General features: G+C 69.3%; 21 protein-coding genes and 1 pseudogene. 5 read left to right on the forward strand and 17 right to left on the reverse strand.

What is annotated here, in order from left to right; translation table 11 throughout:
• Nucleotides 1-194 precede the first annotated feature (194 nt).
• Nucleotides 195-992: an IclR family transcriptional regulator gene (locus BN118_RS16030; protein WP_014486094.1), complete on the forward strand. Its 798-nt coding sequence runs from the start codon at nucleotides 195-197 to the stop codon at nucleotides 990-992.
• A 33-nt stretch (nucleotides 993-1,025) separates the two neighbouring features.
• Here BN118_RS16030 and BN118_RS16035 read toward each other — a convergent pair whose 3' ends face one another.
• From BN118_RS16035 to BN118_RS20275, 11 genes are all read right to left on the reverse strand, one after another.
• Complete coding sequence (locus BN118_RS16035) at nucleotides 1,026-1,805, reverse strand: short-chain dehydrogenase/reductase (RefSeq protein WP_014486095.1); 780 nt, start codon at nucleotides 1,803-1,805, stop codon at nucleotides 1,026-1,028.
• 28 nt (nucleotides 1,806-1,833) lie between these two features.
• The gene (locus BN118_RS16040) at nucleotides 1,834-2,706 is read right to left on the reverse strand and encodes a polysaccharide deacetylase family protein (protein WP_003818697.1); all 873 of its coding nucleotides are present in this window, start codon (nucleotides 2,704-2,706) and stop codon (nucleotides 1,834-1,836) included.
• Between the two features lie 21 nt (nucleotides 2,707-2,727).
• Entirely contained in the window at nucleotides 2,728-3,477 is a 750-nt protein-coding gene (locus tag BN118_RS16045) for an ABC transporter ATP-binding protein (protein ID WP_003818698.1), read from the reverse strand.
• 7 nt (nucleotides 3,478-3,484) lie between these two features.
• Entirely contained in the window at nucleotides 3,485-4,342 is an 858-nt protein-coding gene (locus BN118_RS16050; protein WP_014486097.1) for an ABC transporter permease, read from the reverse strand.
• A 40-nt stretch (nucleotides 4,343-4,382) separates the two neighbouring features.
• On the reverse strand, nucleotides 4,383-4,946 hold the full coding sequence (locus BN118_RS16055; RefSeq protein ID WP_019247597.1) for an ABC transporter substrate-binding protein: 564 nt from the start codon (nucleotides 4,944-4,946) through the stop codon (nucleotides 4,383-4,385).
• Nucleotides 4,947-4,976: 30 nt separating this feature from the next.
• Nucleotides 4,977-5,273 (reverse strand): substrate-binding domain-containing protein, encoded by a 297-nt coding sequence (locus BN118_RS16060; protein WP_019247598.1) that lies wholly within the window; start codon nucleotides 5,271-5,273, stop codon nucleotides 4,977-4,979.
• 80 nt (nucleotides 5,274-5,353) lie between these two features.
• Complete coding sequence (locus BN118_RS16065) at nucleotides 5,354-6,157, reverse strand: enoyl-CoA hydratase (protein WP_014486098.1); 804 nt, start codon at nucleotides 6,155-6,157, stop codon at nucleotides 5,354-5,356.
• Nucleotides 6,158-6,177: 20 nt separating this feature from the next.
• Nucleotides 6,178-7,374, reverse strand: coding sequence for a CaiB/BaiF CoA transferase family protein (locus BN118_RS16070; RefSeq protein ID WP_003818702.1), 1,197 nt, complete (start codon nucleotides 7,372-7,374; stop codon nucleotides 6,178-6,180).
• Nucleotides 7,375-7,376: 2 nt separating this feature from the next.
• A complete protein-coding gene (locus tag BN118_RS16075; protein ID WP_230306698.1) occupies nucleotides 7,377-8,345 on the reverse strand; it encodes an amidase in 969 nt (322 codons plus the stop codon).
• Nucleotides 8,258-8,734 carry an amidase family protein gene (locus tag BN118_RS20920; RefSeq protein WP_230306697.1) on the reverse strand — a complete coding sequence of 159 codons (477 nt, stop codon included), beginning with the start codon at nucleotides 8,732-8,734 and terminating at the stop codon, nucleotides 8,258-8,260. The genes BN118_RS16075 and BN118_RS20920 overlap by 88 nt, the downstream gene beginning before the upstream one ends.
• Nucleotides 8,731-8,901 carry a hypothetical protein gene (locus BN118_RS20275; RefSeq protein ID WP_019249309.1) on the reverse strand — a complete coding sequence of 57 codons (171 nt, stop codon included), beginning with the start codon at nucleotides 8,899-8,901 and terminating at the stop codon, nucleotides 8,731-8,733. The genes BN118_RS20920 and BN118_RS20275 overlap by 4 nt, the downstream gene beginning before the upstream one ends.
• Before the next feature lie 94 nt (nucleotides 8,902-8,995).
• Between BN118_RS20275 and BN118_RS16085 the strand changes: the two genes are divergently transcribed.
• The 3 genes from BN118_RS16085 to pagP all read left to right on the forward strand — a co-directional run bounded on the left by BN118_RS16085 (nucleotide 8,996) and on the right by pagP (nucleotide 11,268).
• Entirely contained in the window at nucleotides 8,996-9,658 is a 663-nt protein-coding gene (locus BN118_RS16085) for a GntR family transcriptional regulator (RefSeq protein ID WP_014486100.1), read from the forward strand.
• Nucleotides 9,659-9,760: 102 nt separating this feature from the next.
• Complete coding sequence (locus BN118_RS16090; protein WP_005012067.1) at nucleotides 9,761-10,711, forward strand: IS481-like element IS481 family transposase; 951 nt, start codon at nucleotides 9,761-9,763, stop codon at nucleotides 10,709-10,711.
• A gap of 8 nt (nucleotides 10,712-10,719) precedes the next feature.
• The gene (gene pagP / locus BN118_RS16095) at nucleotides 10,720-11,268 is read left to right on the forward strand and encodes a lipid IV(A) palmitoyltransferase PagP (RefSeq protein WP_010931248.1); all 549 of its coding nucleotides are present in this window, start codon (nucleotides 10,720-10,722) and stop codon (nucleotides 11,266-11,268) included.
• Here the strand turns inward: pagP and BN118_RS16100 are convergent.
• The 4 genes and pseudogenes from BN118_RS16100 to BN118_RS16115 all read right to left on the reverse strand — a co-directional run bounded on the left by BN118_RS16100 (nucleotide 11,265) and on the right by BN118_RS16115 (nucleotide 14,657).
• On the reverse strand, nucleotides 11,265-11,873 hold the full coding sequence (locus BN118_RS16100; RefSeq protein ID WP_003814557.1) for a gamma-glutamylcyclotransferase: 609 nt from the start codon (nucleotides 11,871-11,873) through the stop codon (nucleotides 11,265-11,267). The two genes, pagP and BN118_RS16100, sit on opposite strands and share 4 nt — an antisense overlap.
• A gap of 182 nt (nucleotides 11,874-12,055) precedes the next feature.
• Nucleotides 12,056-12,514 (reverse strand): Lrp/AsnC family transcriptional regulator, encoded by a 459-nt coding sequence (locus BN118_RS16105; protein WP_023852720.1) that lies wholly within the window; start codon nucleotides 12,512-12,514, stop codon nucleotides 12,056-12,058.
• Between the two features lie 18 nt (nucleotides 12,515-12,532).
• Nucleotides 12,533-13,792 (reverse strand): D-amino acid dehydrogenase, encoded by a 1,260-nt coding sequence (locus BN118_RS16110; protein WP_010931250.1) that lies wholly within the window; start codon nucleotides 13,790-13,792, stop codon nucleotides 12,533-12,535.
• Between the two features lie 84 nt (nucleotides 13,793-13,876).
• A pseudogene (locus BN118_RS16115) lies at nucleotides 13,877-14,657 on the reverse strand (SDR family oxidoreductase).
• Between the two features lie 114 nt (nucleotides 14,658-14,771).
• Between BN118_RS16115 and BN118_RS16120 the strand changes: the two are divergent.
• Entirely contained in the window at nucleotides 14,772-15,326 is a 555-nt protein-coding gene (locus BN118_RS16120) for a cysteine dioxygenase family protein (RefSeq protein WP_003814561.1), read from the forward strand.
• Between the two features lie 9 nt (nucleotides 15,327-15,335).
• Here BN118_RS16120 and BN118_RS16125 read toward each other — a convergent pair whose 3' ends face one another.
• Together BN118_RS16125 and BN118_RS16130 are read right to left on the reverse strand one after the other, a co-directional pair.
• Entirely contained in the window at nucleotides 15,336-16,325 is a 990-nt protein-coding gene (locus BN118_RS16125) for a tripartite tricarboxylate transporter substrate binding protein (RefSeq protein WP_023998380.1), read from the reverse strand.
• A 179-nt stretch (nucleotides 16,326-16,504) separates the two neighbouring features.
• Complete coding sequence (locus BN118_RS16130) at nucleotides 16,505-17,224, reverse strand: VOC family protein (protein WP_003814563.1); 720 nt, start codon at nucleotides 17,222-17,224, stop codon at nucleotides 16,505-16,507.
• Nucleotides 17,225-17,230 lie beyond the last annotated feature (6 nt).

Below are 17,230 nucleotides of genomic sequence, written 5' to 3' on the forward strand. Positions count from 1 at the left end.
GCGTCCGGCCGGGCCGCCCCCTGAAAAAAATAAGTCTCGATTTTCGGAACTTTGTCTCTATTTTCGATTATGATAAGAACAGAGCCGACGTGAGAACATTGGTGTTTGCACCAATGCCGCCCCAGAAGGGGTACGCTGCGCGGCCAGACCAGAACCCTTCCGGCCCGCCCGCGCGGGCGTTCCTATCCGAACCCATGGCTACAGAGAAACTTCCCCCGCTCGAACGCTATATCCGCATGCTGGAACTGCTGACCGCGTTCCCGGACGGCCTGGCGCTGAGCGAACTGTCGGCGATGATCGAGCTGCCCAAGGCCAGCGCGCACCGCCTGATCAAGACCCTGCAGGAACTGGAGCTGGCCGCCACCAGCAGCCCCGGCTCGGCCACCTACGTGACCGGCCCGCGCCTGCGCAAGCTGGCGTTCATGAGCGCCGACGCGCAATGGGTGGTGGCCATCCTGCGGCCCTTCCTGCGCGAGCTGACCCAGGAGATGGGCGAAACCGCTTTCGTGGCGCGGCTCGAAGGCGCCTCGGTGCGCACGATCGCGTTCGAGGCGCCCGAGACGCCCTGGCGCGGCTTCATCCTGCCGGGCTACGAAATGCACCCCAACGCGGCCGCCTCGGCCAAGGCCATCCTGGCCTTCCAGGACGCCGCCACGCTCAAGCGCGCCTTGCGCGAGCCGTTCGAGAAGCTGACGCCGCAGACCAATCTGTCCAAGGAGCGCTTGCTGGAGGAATACGCGGCGATCCGCCAGTCGGGCGTGGCGACGTGCATCGGCGAAATCGACGAAGGGCTGGCGGCCGTGGCCGTGCCCATCGAGGTGGGCGGCGCGGCCGGGCTGTACAGCCTGGGCCTGACCGGCCCGATGAACCGGGTCATGGCGCTGGGCGTGGAACGCGCCGCCGAGCGCATGATGGCCTACGCGGCGCGCATGGCCAGCGGCCTGTCGGCCGGCTTGTCGGCCGAAAGCACGCGCGCCGCCGGCCTGTCCTGAAGCGGCGGCGCCGCGCGGACGCGGCGCGCCGGATTACGCGGCGCCGCGGTACTGCTCGCCGCCGTCCAGGTCGATCACCGTCGCGCTCAGGTAGCCCGCGCGCGGCGAACAGCCGAACACCACGACGTCGGCCACTTCGGCCGGCTCCATCAGCCGGTCGAACGGCAGGCCGCTGAGGGTCTCCTGCCAGCGGTCCGGATCGTTCCAGCGCGCCTGGGCGCGCTGCTGCGCCAGGCCCAGCACGCGGTCGGTGCGGGTGCGCGACGGGTTGACGCCGAACACCCGCACGCCATGGCGCGGCCCCTCGCCGCCCAGCGCGCGGGTGAACGCCACCAGCGCCGCGTTGGCCGCGGCGCCGCAGACGTAGTCGTGGCGCGGGCTGGAAGCCGCCATGCCGATCACGTTGGCGATCACGCCCGCGCCGGCGGCGCGCATGCGCGGATAGTAGACGCGCGCCAGGTTGATATAGCCATGGACCTTGAGCTCCCAGCCGGCGCGCCAACGCTCGTCCTCGACCTGGTCGAGCGCGCCGCCGGGCACCGCGCCGGCGTTGTTGACCAGGATATCGATCGCGCCGGCGCGCGCCGCCAGCGCCTGGGCGGCGCCGGGCAGCGCCAGGTCCTGCGCGTGGGTCTCGGCCGCCTGGCCGGTCTGCTCCCGCACCGCGTCGGCCGCGCGCGCCAGCGCCTGCGCGTCGCGCGCGACCAGCACCGGCGTGGCGCCCTCGCGCGCGAACGACAGCGCGCAGGCCAGCCCGATGCCCTTGGAAGCGCCGGTGATCAATACGCGCTTGCCCGCCAATTGCAGATCCATATGTGCTCCGGTTGTACAGGGTGGCCCGTCAGGGGGCAGGATACTGGGACTTGAACCAATCCGCGATCTGGCCGCCGTTCATGAACACCACGTCGGGGTGGCCGGCCAGCAGGTCCAGCATCTGCTCGAAATAGCCGTAGCGGTGCGGCACGCCCATCAGGTGCGGGTGCAGGCCCAGCGCCAGCACCCGCGGCCAGCGCCGGCACTCGCGCTCGAACAGGGCCAGGGTGCGCTCCAGACGCAGCAGGAATTCGGGCGAGGAATGCTTTTCCACCGCGTAGATCACCGAGTCGTTCAGCTCCAGGTTGTACGGCATCTGGATCAGCGCGCCGCGCTCGACGCGCATCCAGTTGGGCAGGTCGTCGACCACCCAGTCGCACACGTACTCCACCCCCGCGGCCGCCAGGATGTCGGGCGTATCCACGGTTTCGCGCAGGCCCGGGCTGAGCCAGCCGCGCGGGCGCGCACCGGTGAAGGCGCGCAGCTTGTCCAGGCATTGCGCGATCAGCTCGGCCTCGCCGCCGCCATGGTTGAGCGACTGCTGGTGCATGCCGTGGCCGATGAACTCCCAGCCGGCCCGCAGCATGGCCTCGGCCGCGCGCGGGTAGGCGTCGATGACGCTGGCGTTGCAGCTGGTCGAGGCCGGCAGCCCGCGCTCGCCGATGGCCTGCAGCATGCGCGCCAGGCCGGCGCGCATGCCGTAGTCGACCCAGCTGAAGTTGGGCACGTCCGGCACGGTCTCGCGGCCATGCGGTGGCGTGATGAGCGTGCGCGGCATGGGCTGGTCGAAGCGCCAGTTCTCGACGTTGACGACCAGGTGCACCATGATGCGCCCGCCGGCCGGCGGCGCGCACGGCGCGCGGTCGTCGGGAAAGGCGTGGGCAATGCGGGGGTTGGCCATGGCGGGCTCCGGCGTGGCGGCTCAGTGCCGCATCTGTTTGAGGATTTCGCGCTTCAACCCGTTGAACACCTCGCCGGTGATCAGGTCCAGCGAGCGCGGCCGCTCGATGGGCACCTCGATGCGGGTGGCGATGCGGCCCGGGCGCGCCGACATGACGTAGATGGTGTCGGCCAGCAGGATGGCCTCGTCGATGTCGTGGGTGACGAACACCACCGTGGTGCGCAGCGTCTGCCACACCGACAGCAGCAGCTCCTGCATGGTCAGGCGCGTCTGCGCGTCCAGCGCGCCGAACGGCTCGTCCATCAGCAGGACCCTCGAGCCCAGCGTCAGCACGCGCGCGATGCCCACGCGCTGGCGCATACCGCCCGACAGCTGCACCGGCAGGTGCCGCTTGAAGGCCGACAGCCCGGTGATCTCCAGCATCTCCTCGGCGCGCGCGGCGTACTCGCGCCGCGACAGCCCGGCGATCTTTGGGCCGAACACCACGTTCTCCCAGACGTTGAGCCAGGGAAACAGCGCCGCCTCCTGGAACACCACGCCGCGCTCGGGGCCGGGCCGCGCGACCGCGCCCCCGCCCACGCGCAGTTCGCCGCCCGACGGCGCCTCGAACCCGGCGATCAGGTTGAGCAGAGTCGATTTGCCGCAACCCGACGGCCCCAGCAGCGCGACGAACTCGCCCTCGGCGACCTGCAGGTCGATCTGGTCCAGCGCATGCACCGGGGTGACGCCGGGATAGGTCTTGCTCAGTTGCGTAACGGAGATGTGCGACATGGCGGCCTCAGTGGTTTTGCAGCATGCGCCACGCCAGGACGCGGTGCTCGATGGCAACGATGAGCCGGTCGCTCAGAAAGCCCATCATGCCGATGGACACCATGTTGGCCAGCACGATGTCCATGCGGCCCACGTAATAGGCGTCCCACAGCACATAGCCCAGGCCCGACTTGACCGCCACCATTTCCGAGACGATCACCGCCGTCCAGGAAATGCCCAGGCCGATGCGCAAGCCGGTGAAGATCGACGGCATCGCCGCCGGCAGCACCACGCGGCGCATCAACTGACCCGACGAGGCGCCCATCATGCTGGCCGCGCGCACCAGGTTGCGGTCCACGTCGCGCGCGCCCTGCGTGGTGTTGACCACGATGGCGTAGAAACCGCCCAGGAAGATCAGGAAGATCGAGCCCATGTCGCGGATGCCGAACAGCGCGATCGAGAACGGCAGCCAGGCCGTGATGGGAATCGGCCGCAGTCCCTGGATGAGCGGGTCCAGCAGCTGCGAGGTCAGGCGGCTCCAGCCGATGGCCAGGCCCAGCGGTATGCCCGTGGCCATGGCCAGCGCGAAGCCCTGCGCCACGCGCATGGTGGAATACTGCACGTTGCTGACCCAGGTGCCCTGGTAGGGATTGAGCCCCATGCCCGGATCGCCGAAGATCCACGCATACCAGGCGCGCGCCACCTGCACCGGCGTGGGCACCACGCCGGCCATCGCGGCCGACTGCCCTACCAATTGCCACACCACGAGGATCAGCACGGGCACGGCCAACCCCAGCCCGAGACGCCGCAGGGCCCGCCCGGCCGGCGCGCCGGCCGGCGCCGCTGGCGCGGGAGCCGCGGGACGCTTCAATATGGAAGAACTCACCGCCATCTCCTTGGCGCCGGCGCGCCGGCGCGCCACATGCCTACCTGACTTCCCGGGCCAGCGTCGGGTCCCAGACCTTGTCGATCTGGCCGCTGACATCCTTGGGGATGACGCCCAGCTCGTTGAAGGTCTTGGCCTGGCGCCGCAGCTGGTCGAGATCGAGCACGCCGCCCAGCTTGATCAGCTTGACCGACTCGCGCGTCACCGACAGCGGCAGGTTGGTGTACTTGGAATAGGCCTGGGCGAACGCCTCGGGATCCTGTTCGAGCTGCTTCTCGGCGCGCTGGTAGGCCCACAGGAAGCACTTGACCGCCTCGCGCTTGGTCTGCAGCGCCTCGCGCGTGGCCGCCAGCAGGCCAAGCTCGGCGCCCACCGCCTTGGACTGGCTGTATTCCAGGTTCTTGGCGAAGAACGCGGTGCCGCCGCCCTGGATGTTGACGGCCGTGAAGCTGTTGTACGGAATGCCCTTCTCGGCCAGGGTGGCGGCCCACTGGAACCACACCGCCGAGCCCGGCGCGATGCCCACGCGCTTGCCCGCCAGGTCTTTCCAGTCGTCCATCTTCACGCCCTTGCGCGTGACCAGGTACTTGGGCGATGACGCCACGCCGGCCAGGCCGACGATCTTGTCGCTGCCCTACGCCAGCGCGATGGCCAGGTCGGCCGGGCCGATGCCGGACACGTCGATCGAGCCCGACAGCAGCGCGGTGCGCGCGTCGGCATAGCGCACGAACTCGACCGGCTTGACCTCCACGTTGCAGGCCTTGAGCGGCTCGGAGACAAAAATCATGGGCGACAGATGGCCCACCTTCACATAGCCGATGGTCAGCACTTGTTTCTGCGGCGCGGCCGGCGGCTGCGCGGACTGCGCCGCGGCGACCGCGGCATACCCGGAAAACAGGACAGCCAGGGCCGTCCGATGGAGCGTTTTCATGCGATTTCCCCTTGTGCTTGCTGCATGGTGGCCAAAGCAGACTGCGGGCGGCCGTTCGATGGCGGGAGTTCGGCGCGGGCCTACCTCCCCTTGAAAACCGGTGGGCGCTTTTCGCGGAAGGCCGCCTGGCCTTCCTGGTAATCCTCGCTGTCGAAGCAGGTCCGCACGGCCTGGTCCACGCTGTCGGCCGACGGCGCATGCGCGCCGCCCAGCAGGTGGCGCAGGGCCAGCCGCGCCGCGCGCAGCGTCAGCGGCGCGTTGCCCGCCACCGCCGCCACGCGCTCGGCCGCCGCCTGCGTGAAGTCGGCGTCGGCGAACACTTCATGCGCCAGGCCGATGCGGCCGGCCTCGGCGCCGCCGAAGGTGCGGGCGGTAAGAAACAGGTCGGCGGCGCGCGCCGCCCCCAGCATGTCGCACATGCGCTTGACGCCGTCGAGCGCGTAGCCCAGGCCGAGCCGCGCGGCCGGCATGCGAAAGCGCGCGCTCTCGTTGCAATAGCGCAGGTCGCAGGCCAGCGCCAGGCCCATGCCGCCGCCCATGCAGATGCCGCGCACCAGCGCGATGGTGGGCACGGCGCTCTCGGACAGGGCCTGCTGCGCCTGCGTCACCGCGCGGTCATAGCGCGCGATCTGCGCGGGATCCTTGCGCTGCGAGGCGAACTCGGAAATATCGGCGCCGGACACGAAGGCGCGCTCGCCCTCGCCTTCGAGCACGATGGCGCGCAGATCGTCGCGGCCCTGCGCGTCGCGCACCGCCTGGCCCAGCGCTTCCCACATGGACAGCGACATGGCGTTGTAGCGCGCCGGGTTGACGATGCGCACGCGCAGCAGCCCGTCGGCGTCGTCGATGGCCAGGCGGCCGGGAGGATGGGTGTCCGTGCTCATGGATCGGGTTCCTTTGTGGTTCAGACCGCGCCTGCCGCGCGCAGCTTGTCGATTTCGTCTTCGCCGTAGCCGGCTTCGCGCAGCACTTCGTCGGTGTGCTCGCCCCAGCCCGGCGCGGTGCGGGCGATGTCGGCCGGCGTGCGCGCCAGCGTCACCGGCTGCGTGATCATCACGCGCTCGCCGCCCTGCCAGGCTTGGCAGCGGCGCGCCACGTCCAGGTGGCGCACCTGCGCGTCGTCGAACATCTGCGGCACCGTGTAGACCGGCCCGGCCGGCACGCCGGCCTCGTTGAGCAGGCCGACCCAATGCGCCACGGTGCCGCCGGCGAACACCTCGCCGATCAGGGCGTTGAGATCGCGCCGGTTGCGCACCCGCAGCTTCTCGGTCTGGAAGCGCGGATCGGCCAACCACCCGGTCTGCCCCAGCACCTGGCAGAAGCGCTTCCAGTTGCCTTCGCCCGAGGCGCCCAGGTTGAACATGCCGTCGCTGGCGGCGAACAGCCCCATGGGGCTGCTGGTGGGATGGTCGTTGCCTTCCTGCGCGGGCACGTCGCCGTCGTTCAGGTAGCGCGCCGCCTGGAAATCCATCATGGCGATCTGCGCATGCAGCAGCGAGGCATGCACCCATTGCCCCTGCCCGGACTGCTCGCGTTCGAGCAGCGCGGTCAGGATGCCGATGGCGGCGTACAGGCCGGTGCTGGAATCGGCCACCGCCAGCCCGGCGCGCACCGGCCCCTGGCCGGGCAGCCCGGTCACCGACATCAGGCCGCCCATGCCCTGCGCGATCTGGTCGAAGCCGGGCCGGCCGGCATACGGGCCGCTTTGCCCGAAGCCGGAAATGCTGGCCAGGATGATGCGCGGGTTGATGGCGCGCAGCGATTCATAATCCACGCCCAGGCGCGCTTTCACGTCCGGGCGCCAGTTCTCCACCACCACGTCGGCGCCGGCCACCAGGCGCCTGAGCACCGCCATCCCTTCGGGCTTTTTCAGGTTGAGCGTCAGCGACCGCTTGTTGCGGTTCAGGTTCTGGAAATCGCCGCTCCAGCGGTCGGCGGCGAACATCGCCTCGTTGGGATCGACGCCCGGCGGCGGTTCGATCCGGATCACGTCCGCGCCGAAATCGGCCAGCATGCGCACACAGGTCGGGCCGGCCCGCACGCGCGACAGGTCCAGGACGCGGAAGCGCTGCAGTGCCGGCGATGCGGATAGCTGGGGCATGGTCAGACTCGCTCTCGGGAACGGGCAAGGGGAAGGCCGGGCTGCTGCGCGAAGCCCCGGCCGCCGAAACGGCTATGCCCGGCCTGGCGCGCCAGCGCCAGCAGCATGGCCTCGCCGCCGGGGCGCGCGATGGCCTGCACGCTGATCGGCCGCCCGGCCGCGTCGCGGCCGATCGGGAACACGATCGCCGGCAGGCCCAGGTAATTGACGAACGACAGCCAGCAGAACAGGTCCAGCAGGCGCCACGCCTCGAAACCGGGCGAGCTGGTGAGCACCTGCGACCAGTCGGGCACCGGGCCGGGCAAGGCGGGCGTCAGCAGCACGTCGCTGTCGGCCAGCGCCTCGGCCACGAAGGCGTCGACCTGCGCGCGGCGTTGCGCCAGGGCGGCATGCGCCCAGGCCGGCGGCATGGCCGCGCCGGCCAGCGCCAGGTTGCGCGCCAGCGCGCCCAGCGCCGGCGCCTGCCCGCGCAGGGCCTGCGCATGCGCGGCGGCGCTGCCCGCATACAGCAGCGTCTGCGCCAGGCGTATCCATTGCGGCAAGGCCGCCAGGCGCGCCTCGCGGCGCCGGCCGCGCGCGCTGCACTCGGTGGCGTAGTCCTCCAGCGCGGCATGCACGGCCGGGTCCAGGCGCACCGCGGGGTCGGGATGGATCCAGCACGTGGCGATGCGCCACCGCTCCATGGCCGGCGTGGCCGCCGCGTCCAGCGCGGCCGCCTGCGCGGCGTCGAGCGCGGCGTGCAGCACCGCTTGCGCGTCGTCGGCGCAACGCGCCAGCAGGCCCACCGTATCCAGTTCGCCGGCCAGCGGCGCCACGCCGTCGCCCGGAAGCAGGCCGCGCGTCGGCATCAGGCCCACCACGCCGCAGGTGGCGGCCGGAATGCTCACCGACCCCGCCGTGTCCGTGCCCAGCGAGCCATAGCAAAGGCCCGCGGCCACCGCCACGGCCGAGCCGCTGGACGAGCCGCCCACCGCCGCGTCCGCGTCGAGCGGATTGCGCGGCAAGGGATAGCGCGGGTTCTCGCCGCCAGCGCCGCCAGGGGCCGGCTGCCGGCGGCGGCCAGGCGGCGGATCACCGTGGCCGCCCGCACCGGCGCATCCGGCCAGGGATGGCGCGCGCCGCACTCGGGCACGCGGCCGGGCAGCACGAAGATATCTTTATGGGCCAGGCCCACGCCGGCCAGCGGCAGGGATGCCTGCGGCGGCTCGCCCGCGTCGTCGGGCAGCGCCACCACGCAATGCCAGCCATCGGCCTCGCAGGCCTGGCGCTGCAGCGCCAGCGCCTGCGCCACGTCCAGCGCGCCAGCAGCCAGTTGCGCGCGCAGGCCGGCAATGCCGTCGGGCAGGCCGGCCGGGGTCATGCCGAGCCTCCCGGCGCGGCGCCCGCCAGCCGCGCCAGCGCCCTGGCCACCGCGCGCGCCTCGCGCTCGCTGGCGGCGATGCCCTGGCTCGCCAACAGGGCGCGCACGGCGGCTTCGTCGGGCGGCGCAACGGCCGGATCGGACGGCGCCAGTGGTTGATCCTGCATACCCAAACACCCCTTGATGTATTATTTAATCAGAGTATAAATATATTTATAGACCACCGAATAATTTCATGCAAGCCACGTTTGCCCCTATGCCATGAAGGTCAGCGACCGCATCCGGCTGGCGCTCGAAGCCGATATCCGCAACGGCGTCCTGCTGCCGGGCGATGCCATCGACGAACAGGCACTGGCCGCCCGCCACCAGGTTTCGCGCACCCCGGTGCGCGAAGCGCTGCTGCAGCTCAAGGTCCAGGGCATCGTCGACAGCCAGCCGCGCGGCGGCGCGGTGGTGGCGCGCATGGACGTGCAGGAACTGTTGGCGATCTGGGAGCTGATGGCGGAGATGGAAGGCGTGTGCACCCGCATGGCGTGCCAGCGCATGACGGCCGAGGAGCGGTCCGAGCTGGCCCGCGTGCATCGCGAGGCCGCGCCAGTGGTGCAGGCCGACGACGCGCAGGCCTGGCGCAAGGCCAACCACCGCTTCCATGAAGTGCTGTACCGCGGCTGCCGCAACCCTTACCTGCGCGAGCAACTGCTGGCGCTGCGCGCGCGCACCGGCGCCTATCTGCGCCACGCCTTCATCGCCGTCGGCCGGGTGCGCGCCTCGTACGAGCAGCACGGCGAGCTGGTCCAGGCCATCCTCGACCACGATCCCGAGCGCGCGCACCGGATGATGATGCGCCACATCAGCCTGGCGCAAGGCGCCAAGGGCCTGGCCGACTTCCTCATCAACCTGCCCCGCTCGATGGTCAAGCCCTAGCTAGCTGTGAAGATTCAATAGGTTGTATGCATGGTTCATCCGAACCGGATTTGAGAAACTGGAAATCGCCAACTCCCCAGTTCACTCAAGGAGCCCGGCCGGATGAACACCCATAAGCATGCCCGATTGACCTTCCTACGTCGACTCGAAATGGTCCAGCAATTGATCGCCCATCAAGTTTGTGTGCCTGAAGCGGCCCGCGCCTATGGGGTCACCGCGCCGACTGTGCGCAAATGGCTGGGCCGCTTCCTGGCTCAGGGCCAGGCGGGCTTGGCCGATGCGTCCTCGCGCCCGACGGTCTCGCCCCGAGCGATTGCGCCGGCCAAGGCGCTGGCTATCGTGGAGCTGCGCCGCAAGCGGCTGACCCAAGCGCGCATCGCCCAGGCGCTGGGCGTGTCAGCCAGCACCGTCAGCCGCGTCCTGGCCCGCGCCGGTCTGTCGCACCTGGCCGACCTGGAGCCGGCCGAGCCGGTGGTGCGCTACGAGCATCAGGCCCCCGGCGATCTGCTGCACATCGACATCAAGAAGCTGGGACGTATCCAGCGCCCTGGCCACCGGGTCACGGGCAACCGACGCGATACCGTTGAGGGGGCCGGCTGGGACTTCGTCTTCGTGGCCATCGATGACCACGCCCGCGTGGCCTTCACCGACATCCACCCCGACGAGCGCTTCCCCAGCGCCGTCCAGTTCCTCAAGGACGCAGTGGCCTACTACCAGCGCCTGGGCGTGACCATCCAGCGCTTGCTCACCGACAATGGCTCGGCCTTTCGCAGCCGCGCCTTCGCCGCGCTGTGCCATGAGCTGGGCATCAAGCACCGCTTTACCCGACCTTACCGCCCACAGACCAATGGCAAGGCCGAACGCTTCATCCAGTCGGCCTTGCGTGAGTGGGCTTACGCTCACACCTACCAGAACTCCCAACACCGAGCCGATGCCATGAAATCCTGGCTACACCACTACAACTGGCATCGACCCCACCAAGGCATCGGGCGCGCTGTACCCATCTCCAGACTCAACCTGGACGAATACAACCTATTGACAGTTCACAGTTAGCGCAGCATATGACCCAGTATTTCCGGTCCCTGGCTTTCTTTCTTTTGCCGGTGCCGGCAACGGCCATGGCCTGTGACGGCTGGCCTTCCTGGGCGCGTGGCGCCTGCCAGCGCGTGGACCAGATATGGAATGAGGGCGGCAACGACCTCTACCTGACCGGCTACTCGTGGCACAACCGGGCCATGTACAGCAGCGACAAGATCCGCAGCTTCAACGAGCTGGCCTGGGGCGGCGGACTGGGCAAGAGCATCTACGACGAGGACGGCGACTGGCAAGGGCTGTACGCCATGGCGTTTCTCGATTCGCACAGCGACATCGAACCGATAGCCGGCTATGGTTTCCAGAAAATCGGCCGCATCGGCGCCGATACCCGCCTGGGCATCGGCTACACCGTCTTCCTGACTTCGCGCTCCGACATCATGAGCCGGGTGCCGTTTCCCGGCATCCTGCCGCTGGTCTCTGCCGGCTACAGGGATGCCACCCTCTACGCCACGTATATCCCGGGCGGCAAGGGCAACGGCAACGTGCTGTTCATGTTTGGCCGCTGGGAGTTCTAAGGCTGCGCCAGCCTGTCGACCAGCGCCCCCAGGCGCCAATCGACAATGCCATGCTCGTTGAGCGCCCGATGGGTTTCCCGCACGTAATCCAGGCATGCGCCCGAACGCCCCACCGCCTGGCGTACGGCGCGTATCAGGAGCTCGTCGCTGAGCGCGCCCGCGTAGTGCCGGCAACGCCGGTCCGGCACGAAGGCCAGCCCGCGCACCGGCGCCTGCCCGGTATGGCAGCGTAGCCAGCGCGGCTTGTATGCCCCGCCGCTCATTTCGCGATGCCATAGCGCCTGGAAGACCTCGGGCACGTCGCGCCCGGCCACCCGGAACGCCACGCCCCGGCAGCATCCGCCACGGTCCAGGCCGAACACCAGGCCCGGATTGTCGGGCGAGCCGCGATGATCGTGCGACCACAGGCACAGCGAGCGATGGTACCCGCGCACCGTCGCCAGCCGGCGCTCCTGCCAGGCGAAGTCGGGTCGCCAGATCAGCGATCCATACGCAAATACCCAGACGTCCTCGCCGCCGTTCCACTGCGCCAGCAGGTCGCGCGCCGAACCGGCCAGCGGGCCGGCCCCTGCGTCCGCCGCGGCGGCGGACTCCCGCAATGACATAACCAAAACCACCTCTGCCTGTGCGCCGGCACGCGCTGCGCGAGCCGGATAGCGAGCTATGCTACGCTGGCGCCGAAGAAATTACCTTGCGAGATGACGGGCCTGGCATGCCCCGCCAGGCAAAACCCGTTCACGGCGCACGCCCGCGGCGAAAAATTTTTGCACGCGCTCGGCGCCCCCCTCTACACAGCGTCCAGCGGCAGTTCCGTGGTGCTCTTGATGACTTCCATCGAAAAGCTGGCGCTGACGTCCAGCAAGTCGACCGCTTCGATGAGACGCCGGTAGAACCGGTCGTACGCCGCCATGTCCTCGACCACGACCTTGAGCAGGTAGTCGATATCCCCCGCCATGCGGTAGAACTCCACCACATTGGGCAGCGACATGACCGCGTTGATCAGGTTGTCGGTCCATTTGGCATTGTGCTGGTTGGTCTTGATGGACACGAAGACGGTCAGGTTCAGCCCCAGCGCCTTGGGGTCGAGCAGCACTGCGTTGCGCGCGATCACGCCGTCGTCCTTCAGCTTCTGGATGCGGCGCCAGCATGGCGTCACCGACAGGTTCACCTGCTCGGCGATCTCGGCCACCGAGCAGGTGGCGTCTTTCTGCAGCAGGCGCAGAATCTTGATATCGGTTTGATCCACGGGAACCCCCAAATAGCGTCAGGTGTAGCGGTCGGCGGTCAAGCCATCCAGGTCAATCTGCGGCGTGCGGCCGGCAACGATGTCTGCGACGATCCTGCCGGTACCGCAGGCTTGTGTCCAGCCATTCGAGCCATGGCCGCAGTTCAGGTAGAGATTGGCGTAGCGGGTCGGCCCCAGTATGGCCGGGCCGTCCGGCGTCATGGGCCGCAGGCCGGCCCATGCCTGCGCCGCGTCGTAATCGGCGCCTTGCGGAAACCACTCGCGCACCACGCGCTTGAGAAACGCCACGCGGCCTGGGTCGATCGCCAGGCCGTACCCTTTCAGTTCGGCCATGCCGGCCGCGCGCAGACGCGGGCCCAGCCGGGAAATCATCACCTTGTTGTATTCGTCCATGATGGCCGCCCGCGGCGCGCGCGCCTCGTCGGCGATCGGCGCGGTGATCGAGTAACCCTTGACCGGGTAAATGGGCAGCTTCAAGCCCAGCGGCCGCAGCAGGAAAGGTGTGCTGCCGCCCAGGGCGATCACATAGGCGTCGGCCTGCAGCAATCCCTGGTCGGTGTGCACGCCCGCGATCGCCCCGCCGGCTTGCGCCAGGCTCGCCACGGTACAGCCGTAACGGAACGCCACGCCCTGGCCGGCCAGCCAGGCGCCTATGCCGCAAACGAATTTGTAGCAATCCCCGGAGCCATCGAGCGGCAGGAACAGGCCGCCCGCCACCGGCGCGCCGGCGCCGGCCAGCGCCGGCTCGCGTGCGGCGGCCTCGGCGCCGCTCAAGAACTGCCATGGCACCTCGAACTCGTCGAGCGCACGCGTGATATTGGGCACGGCCTTCAGGTCGGCCTCGCCGCGAAACAGCTGTAGCGTGCCATCCTGGTGGAAGTCGAACGAAATCGGCAGCCCGGCTGCGGCGATCTCGCGCAGGCAGGCCTGGCTGTAGTGCGCCACGCGCTGCATGCGCAGCTTGTTGACACGAAAGCGCTCGGCGGAGCACTCGCCCAGCCAGCGTGCCAGCCATGCCAGCTTGCGCGGCCGCGGCGCCAGCGAGAAACGGATCGGCGCATTGCGCTGCAACGCCATGCGCAGCACCTTGGCCACCATGCCGGGCGCGGCCCACGGCCCGGCGAAGCTGGGGCACAGCCCGCCGGCGTTGCCGAAACTGGTTTCGCGCGCCGGGCCGGCCTGGCGCTCGACCACGGTCACGGCATGGCCATCGCGCCACAGGTAGTAGGCTGCGGTCATGCCGGCCACGCCCGCCCCCAGGACCAATACACGCATCAATGGCTTCCTTGTGTGAGAGGCCGCGTGGCCGCCCTTTTCGATAAGGGGCGCATTATGCCGCAGCGCCCGCGCCGCGCGTGCGCGTCAATAGGTGCCTGGATAGCCCCCCGCCGTCGATCAGAATATTCTGACCGGTCATGTAGCCGGTATGCATCGAACATATGTAGGCGCACAACGCGCCCAGTTCCTCGGGCTGGCCGTAGCGGCCGGCCGGATTGGCACGGCCGCGCTCTTCCCACAGTTTCTCGAACGGCTGGCCCGACTGCTCCACCAGGCCCTGGATGTGGCGCACCTGGGCATCGGTCGCGAAGGCGCCGGGCAACAGGTTGTTGATGGTGACGTTATGGCGCACGGTCTGCCGCGCCAGGCCCGCGACGAACCCGATCAATCCGGAGCGCGCGCCATTGGACAGGCCCAGCTCCGCGTGCGGCGCCTTGACGCTGCGCGAGACGATATTGACGATGCGGCCGAAGCCGCGCTGCGTCATGCCATCGACCACCCGGCGGATCATGTCGATGGGTCCCAGCATCATCGCGTCCAATGCGCTGATCCAGTCATCGCGGCTCCAGTCGCGGAAGTCGCCCGGCAAGGGGCCGTCGGCATTGTTGATCAGGATGTCGGGCGCCGGACAGGCCGCCAGCGCGGCCTCGCGACCCTCGGCGCGGGTCAGGTCGGCGGCCACCCAGCCCACGCCGATGCCGGCTTCGCGGGTGATCTGCGCCGCGGCCTGCTCCAGCGTTTGCGCCGTGCGCGCCGCCAGCGTCACCTTGACTCCTTCCAGCGCCAGTTGGCGGGCACAGGCCCGTCCCATTCCACGGCTGCCGCCGAACACCAGCGCCGTCCTGCCTGCGATACCCAGATCCATGCCGACTCCTGATGAAATATTTTTCTAATCCGTCCCCTGCCGGCCTGCCATTTGGCAAACCCATTCCGGAACGTAGCCCCTAGGATAGGAAGACTGTCAGCATTCGTCCATCCCATGCGCACGCCACCGCTTGTATCCGTCCCTATTTCACCCAGCCTGCAGAATTTGTGCGCCTCGGTGCAGTCCGCGCAACTGAACGCGGCGCAGGCCTTGCTGCGTGAACTGGCCGCCAGCGTGGCCGGCGCGAACGGCGCGCTGGCCGACCTGCCGCCCGAGCTGCGCGCCGGGCATCCCGATCACTACAGCCGGCACGTCGCCTACGCCGACCCGCACGGCAGCTTCACCATTGCCTACCTGATCTGGCGTCCGGGACAGTTCAGCCCGGTGCACGGCCACAAGACCTGGTGCACCTACCGGGTCCTGCAGGGCGAGCTCACCGAATCCCATTACCGCTGGGACCCCGAACTCGGGCTGGCCCTGCGCACCGGCGCCGTGGCGCGCCGCCCGGGCGACATCGTCACCGCCACCCCCGGCCTGGCGCAGATCCACCGGCTGGGCAACGCCGGCGACGAGGTTGCCATTTCCCTGCACATCTATGGCGTGGCCCAGAGCGATATCGCCACCGGCGTCAACCACGTCGTGCAGGAAGCCGCGCCACGCCCGCACTAGGCGCCGCCGTCAGTTCTCGAGGCTGATGTTGTTGGCCTTGATGAACGAATCCCAACGCTCGTACTCGCTGCGCACGTACTGTTCCAGCGCCGGACCGTCCGAGGCGACGATTTCGAAGCCCGCCTCGTTCAGCTTGCGGCTCACCTCGGGGTCGGCCAGCACCGTCTGGAACGCCGCGGTCAGCTTGCGCACCGTATCGGCGGGCGTGCCGGCCGGCGCGAACATGCCGCTCCAGGAGTAGGCGACAAAACCGGGAAAGCCCGATTCGATCACCGTGGGCACCTCGGGCAAGTCGCTCAGGCGCTTGTCGCCGGCCACCGCCAGCGGCTTTATCTTGCCGGCCTGGATCTGGCCGCGCAACGCCGCGTAACTCAGCCAGGTCATGTTCGCCTGCCCTCCCACGACCGCCTGCACCGCCGGCCCCGCTCCGCCGTAGGGTACGTGCAGCAGTTCGACCTTGGCGCGCCGCTTCAGCTCTTCGGGCACCAGGTGATTCAGCGAGCCCACGCCCGTGGAGGCGTAATTGAAGGTGTTGGCCGGCCGCTTGCGGGCGGCGTCCAGGAACTCGGCCAGCGTCTTGCCCGGCACCGACGGATTGGCCCCCACCACCAGCGGGAACCGCACGGTCTGGCTGATCGCCACGAAGTCCTTGAAGGTGTCGTAGGGCAGCTTGGGCTTGACCGCCGGGTTGATCGCATGATTGTCGAAGCTGACCAGCAGGGTGTTGCCGTCCGGCTCGGCACGCGCCACGTACGCGGTGGCGATCTGGCTTGCCGCGCCGACCTTGTTCTCGACCACGACCGCGCGCCCGCCCAACTCCTTGGACAGGCGCGGCTGCATGATGCGCGCCAGGATATCGGTGCTGCCGCCCGGCGGATACGGGACGACCAGCACGAGCGGCCGTTCGTCGGCGTGCGCGGGCGCGTAGGCTACACCCGCGCCCAACAGGGCCAACGCGCACAGGCTGGCCGCAAAACCCTTCAGTATTCGAGGTTTCATAGATTTTCTGCCCCATAAGGTCAGTGAAAACGGCCTGCCGGCCATCCATGGATCACGCATGCGGATCGCCGGCCGCCTTGCGCGGCCTCGGCCCGACCCAGGCCATGCTCAGCCACTATGATGCGCCATCGGCGCGCGCCGCGCATGCGCCGGCGCAAAGCCGGCGGCATGCGTGCCGCTCAGACGCCGGTATCCAGCGTGTAATGCGCGCCGTCGCGGTTTTCCAAGGTCAGCGTGCGCAGCCGCGGCGTGGCGCAGGCCGGATCCTGCCGCACCCGCAGCCGCAGGTTGCCCAGGGGTACGTCCCAGCCGCCGGCGACGGCCTCGGCCGGCACGTCCACCACCGCTGCCAGGCGCTGCGCCACGGCCTGCGCGTCGGCGGCGTCCGCCTCGATGCTGACGATGCCGCGGGCGCCGTTCGGGTGGGACAGGAGTTCATCGTTCCAGACCAGCTCGGGCGTGAGATGGCGGCAGAAGTACATCCGGATTCCCGGGATGGGCTGCTCGGCGAAACGCACGGTATGGAAGCGCGCCTGGACCTCGCGGCCCTGCCACTGCGCCGCGCGCGTCAGTTCCTGCACGGGATTGACGGCGAAACCTGCCTCGAGCAGGCGCCGGTACGTCGCCTCGGCGTCGTAGGTGCGAAACACCAGGGCCTCCAGGCCCAGCGGCGAGTCGGCGATTTCCTTGCGCGCCGGCGGCGCGCCGGGCGGCCAGCCCAGCAACTCGACGTAGGTGCCTTCCAGCACGATCAGGCGATTGCACGACCCCAGGTTGTGCACCGCCTTCTCGCTGAGGTGAAAGCCCTGGCGCTCGAAATGCGGCGCCAGCGCATCCAGCCGGTCGCGCACCATGACCACGGCATGGTCGAATTCGGTGCGGCCGACGGCATGCAGCATGGCGTT

Source organism: Bordetella pertussis 18323, assembly GCF_000306945.1.
Lineage (GTDB): Bacteria > Pseudomonadota > Gammaproteobacteria > Burkholderiales > Burkholderiaceae_B > Bordetella > Bordetella pertussis.

What these genes read in the sequence shown, in the direction of transcription:
- BN118_RS16125 (WP_023998380.1), bottom strand. Translation starts at nt 16,325, where the DNA reads ATGAAACCTCGAATACTGAAGGGTTTTGCGGCCAGCCTGTGCGCGTTG.
- BN118_RS16040 (WP_003818697.1), bottom strand. Translation starts at nt 2,706, where the DNA reads ATGGCCAACCCCCGCATTGCCCACGCCTTTCCCGACGACCGCGCGCCG.
- BN118_RS16065 (WP_014486098.1), bottom strand. Translation starts at nt 6,157, where the DNA reads ATGAGCACGGACACCCATCCTCCCGGCCGCCTGGCCATCGACGACGCC.
- BN118_RS16090 (WP_005012067.1), top strand. Translation starts at nt 9,761, where the DNA reads ATGAACACCCATAAGCATGCCCGATTGACCTTCCTACGTCGACTCGAA.
- BN118_RS16035 (WP_014486095.1), bottom strand. Translation starts at nt 1,805, where the DNA reads ATGGATCTGCAATTGGCGGGCAAGCGCGTATTGATCACCGGCGCTTCC.
- BN118_RS20920 (WP_230306697.1), bottom strand. Translation starts at nt 8,734, where the DNA reads ATGACCCCGGCCGGCCTGCCCGACGGCATTGCCGGCCTGCGCGCGCAA.
- BN118_RS16085 (WP_014486100.1), top strand. Translation starts at nt 8,996, where the DNA reads ATGAAGGTCAGCGACCGCATCCGGCTGGCGCTCGAAGCCGATATCCGC.
- BN118_RS16130 (WP_003814563.1), bottom strand. Translation starts at nt 17,224, where the DNA reads ATGCTGCATGCCGTCGGCCGCACCGAATTCGACCATGCCGTGGTCATG.
- BN118_RS16120 (WP_003814561.1), top strand. Translation starts at nt 14,772, where the DNA reads ATGCGCACGCCACCGCTTGTATCCGTCCCTATTTCACCCAGCCTGCAG.
- BN118_RS20275 (WP_019249309.1), bottom strand. Translation starts at nt 8,901, where the DNA reads ATGCAGGATCAACCACTGGCGCCGTCCGATCCGGCCGTTGCGCCGCCC.
- BN118_RS16060 (WP_019247598.1), bottom strand. Translation starts at nt 5,273, where the DNA reads ATGAAAACGCTCCATCGGACGGCCCTGGCTGTCCTGTTTTCCGGGTAT.
- BN118_RS16100 (WP_003814557.1), bottom strand. Translation starts at nt 11,873, where the DNA reads ATGTCATTGCGGGAGTCCGCCGCCGCGGCGGACGCAGGGGCCGGCCCG.
- BN118_RS16030 (WP_014486094.1), top strand. Translation starts at nt 195, where the DNA reads ATGGCTACAGAGAAACTTCCCCCGCTCGAACGCTATATCCGCATGCTG.
- BN118_RS16045 (WP_003818698.1), bottom strand. Translation starts at nt 3,477, where the DNA reads ATGTCGCACATCTCCGTTACGCAACTGAGCAAGACCTATCCCGGCGTC.
- BN118_RS16070 (WP_003818702.1), bottom strand. Translation starts at nt 7,374, where the DNA reads ATGCCCCAGCTATCCGCATCGCCGGCACTGCAGCGCTTCCGCGTCCTG.
- pagP (WP_010931248.1), top strand. Translation starts at nt 10,720, where the DNA reads ATGACCCAGTATTTCCGGTCCCTGGCTTTCTTTCTTTTGCCGGTGCCG.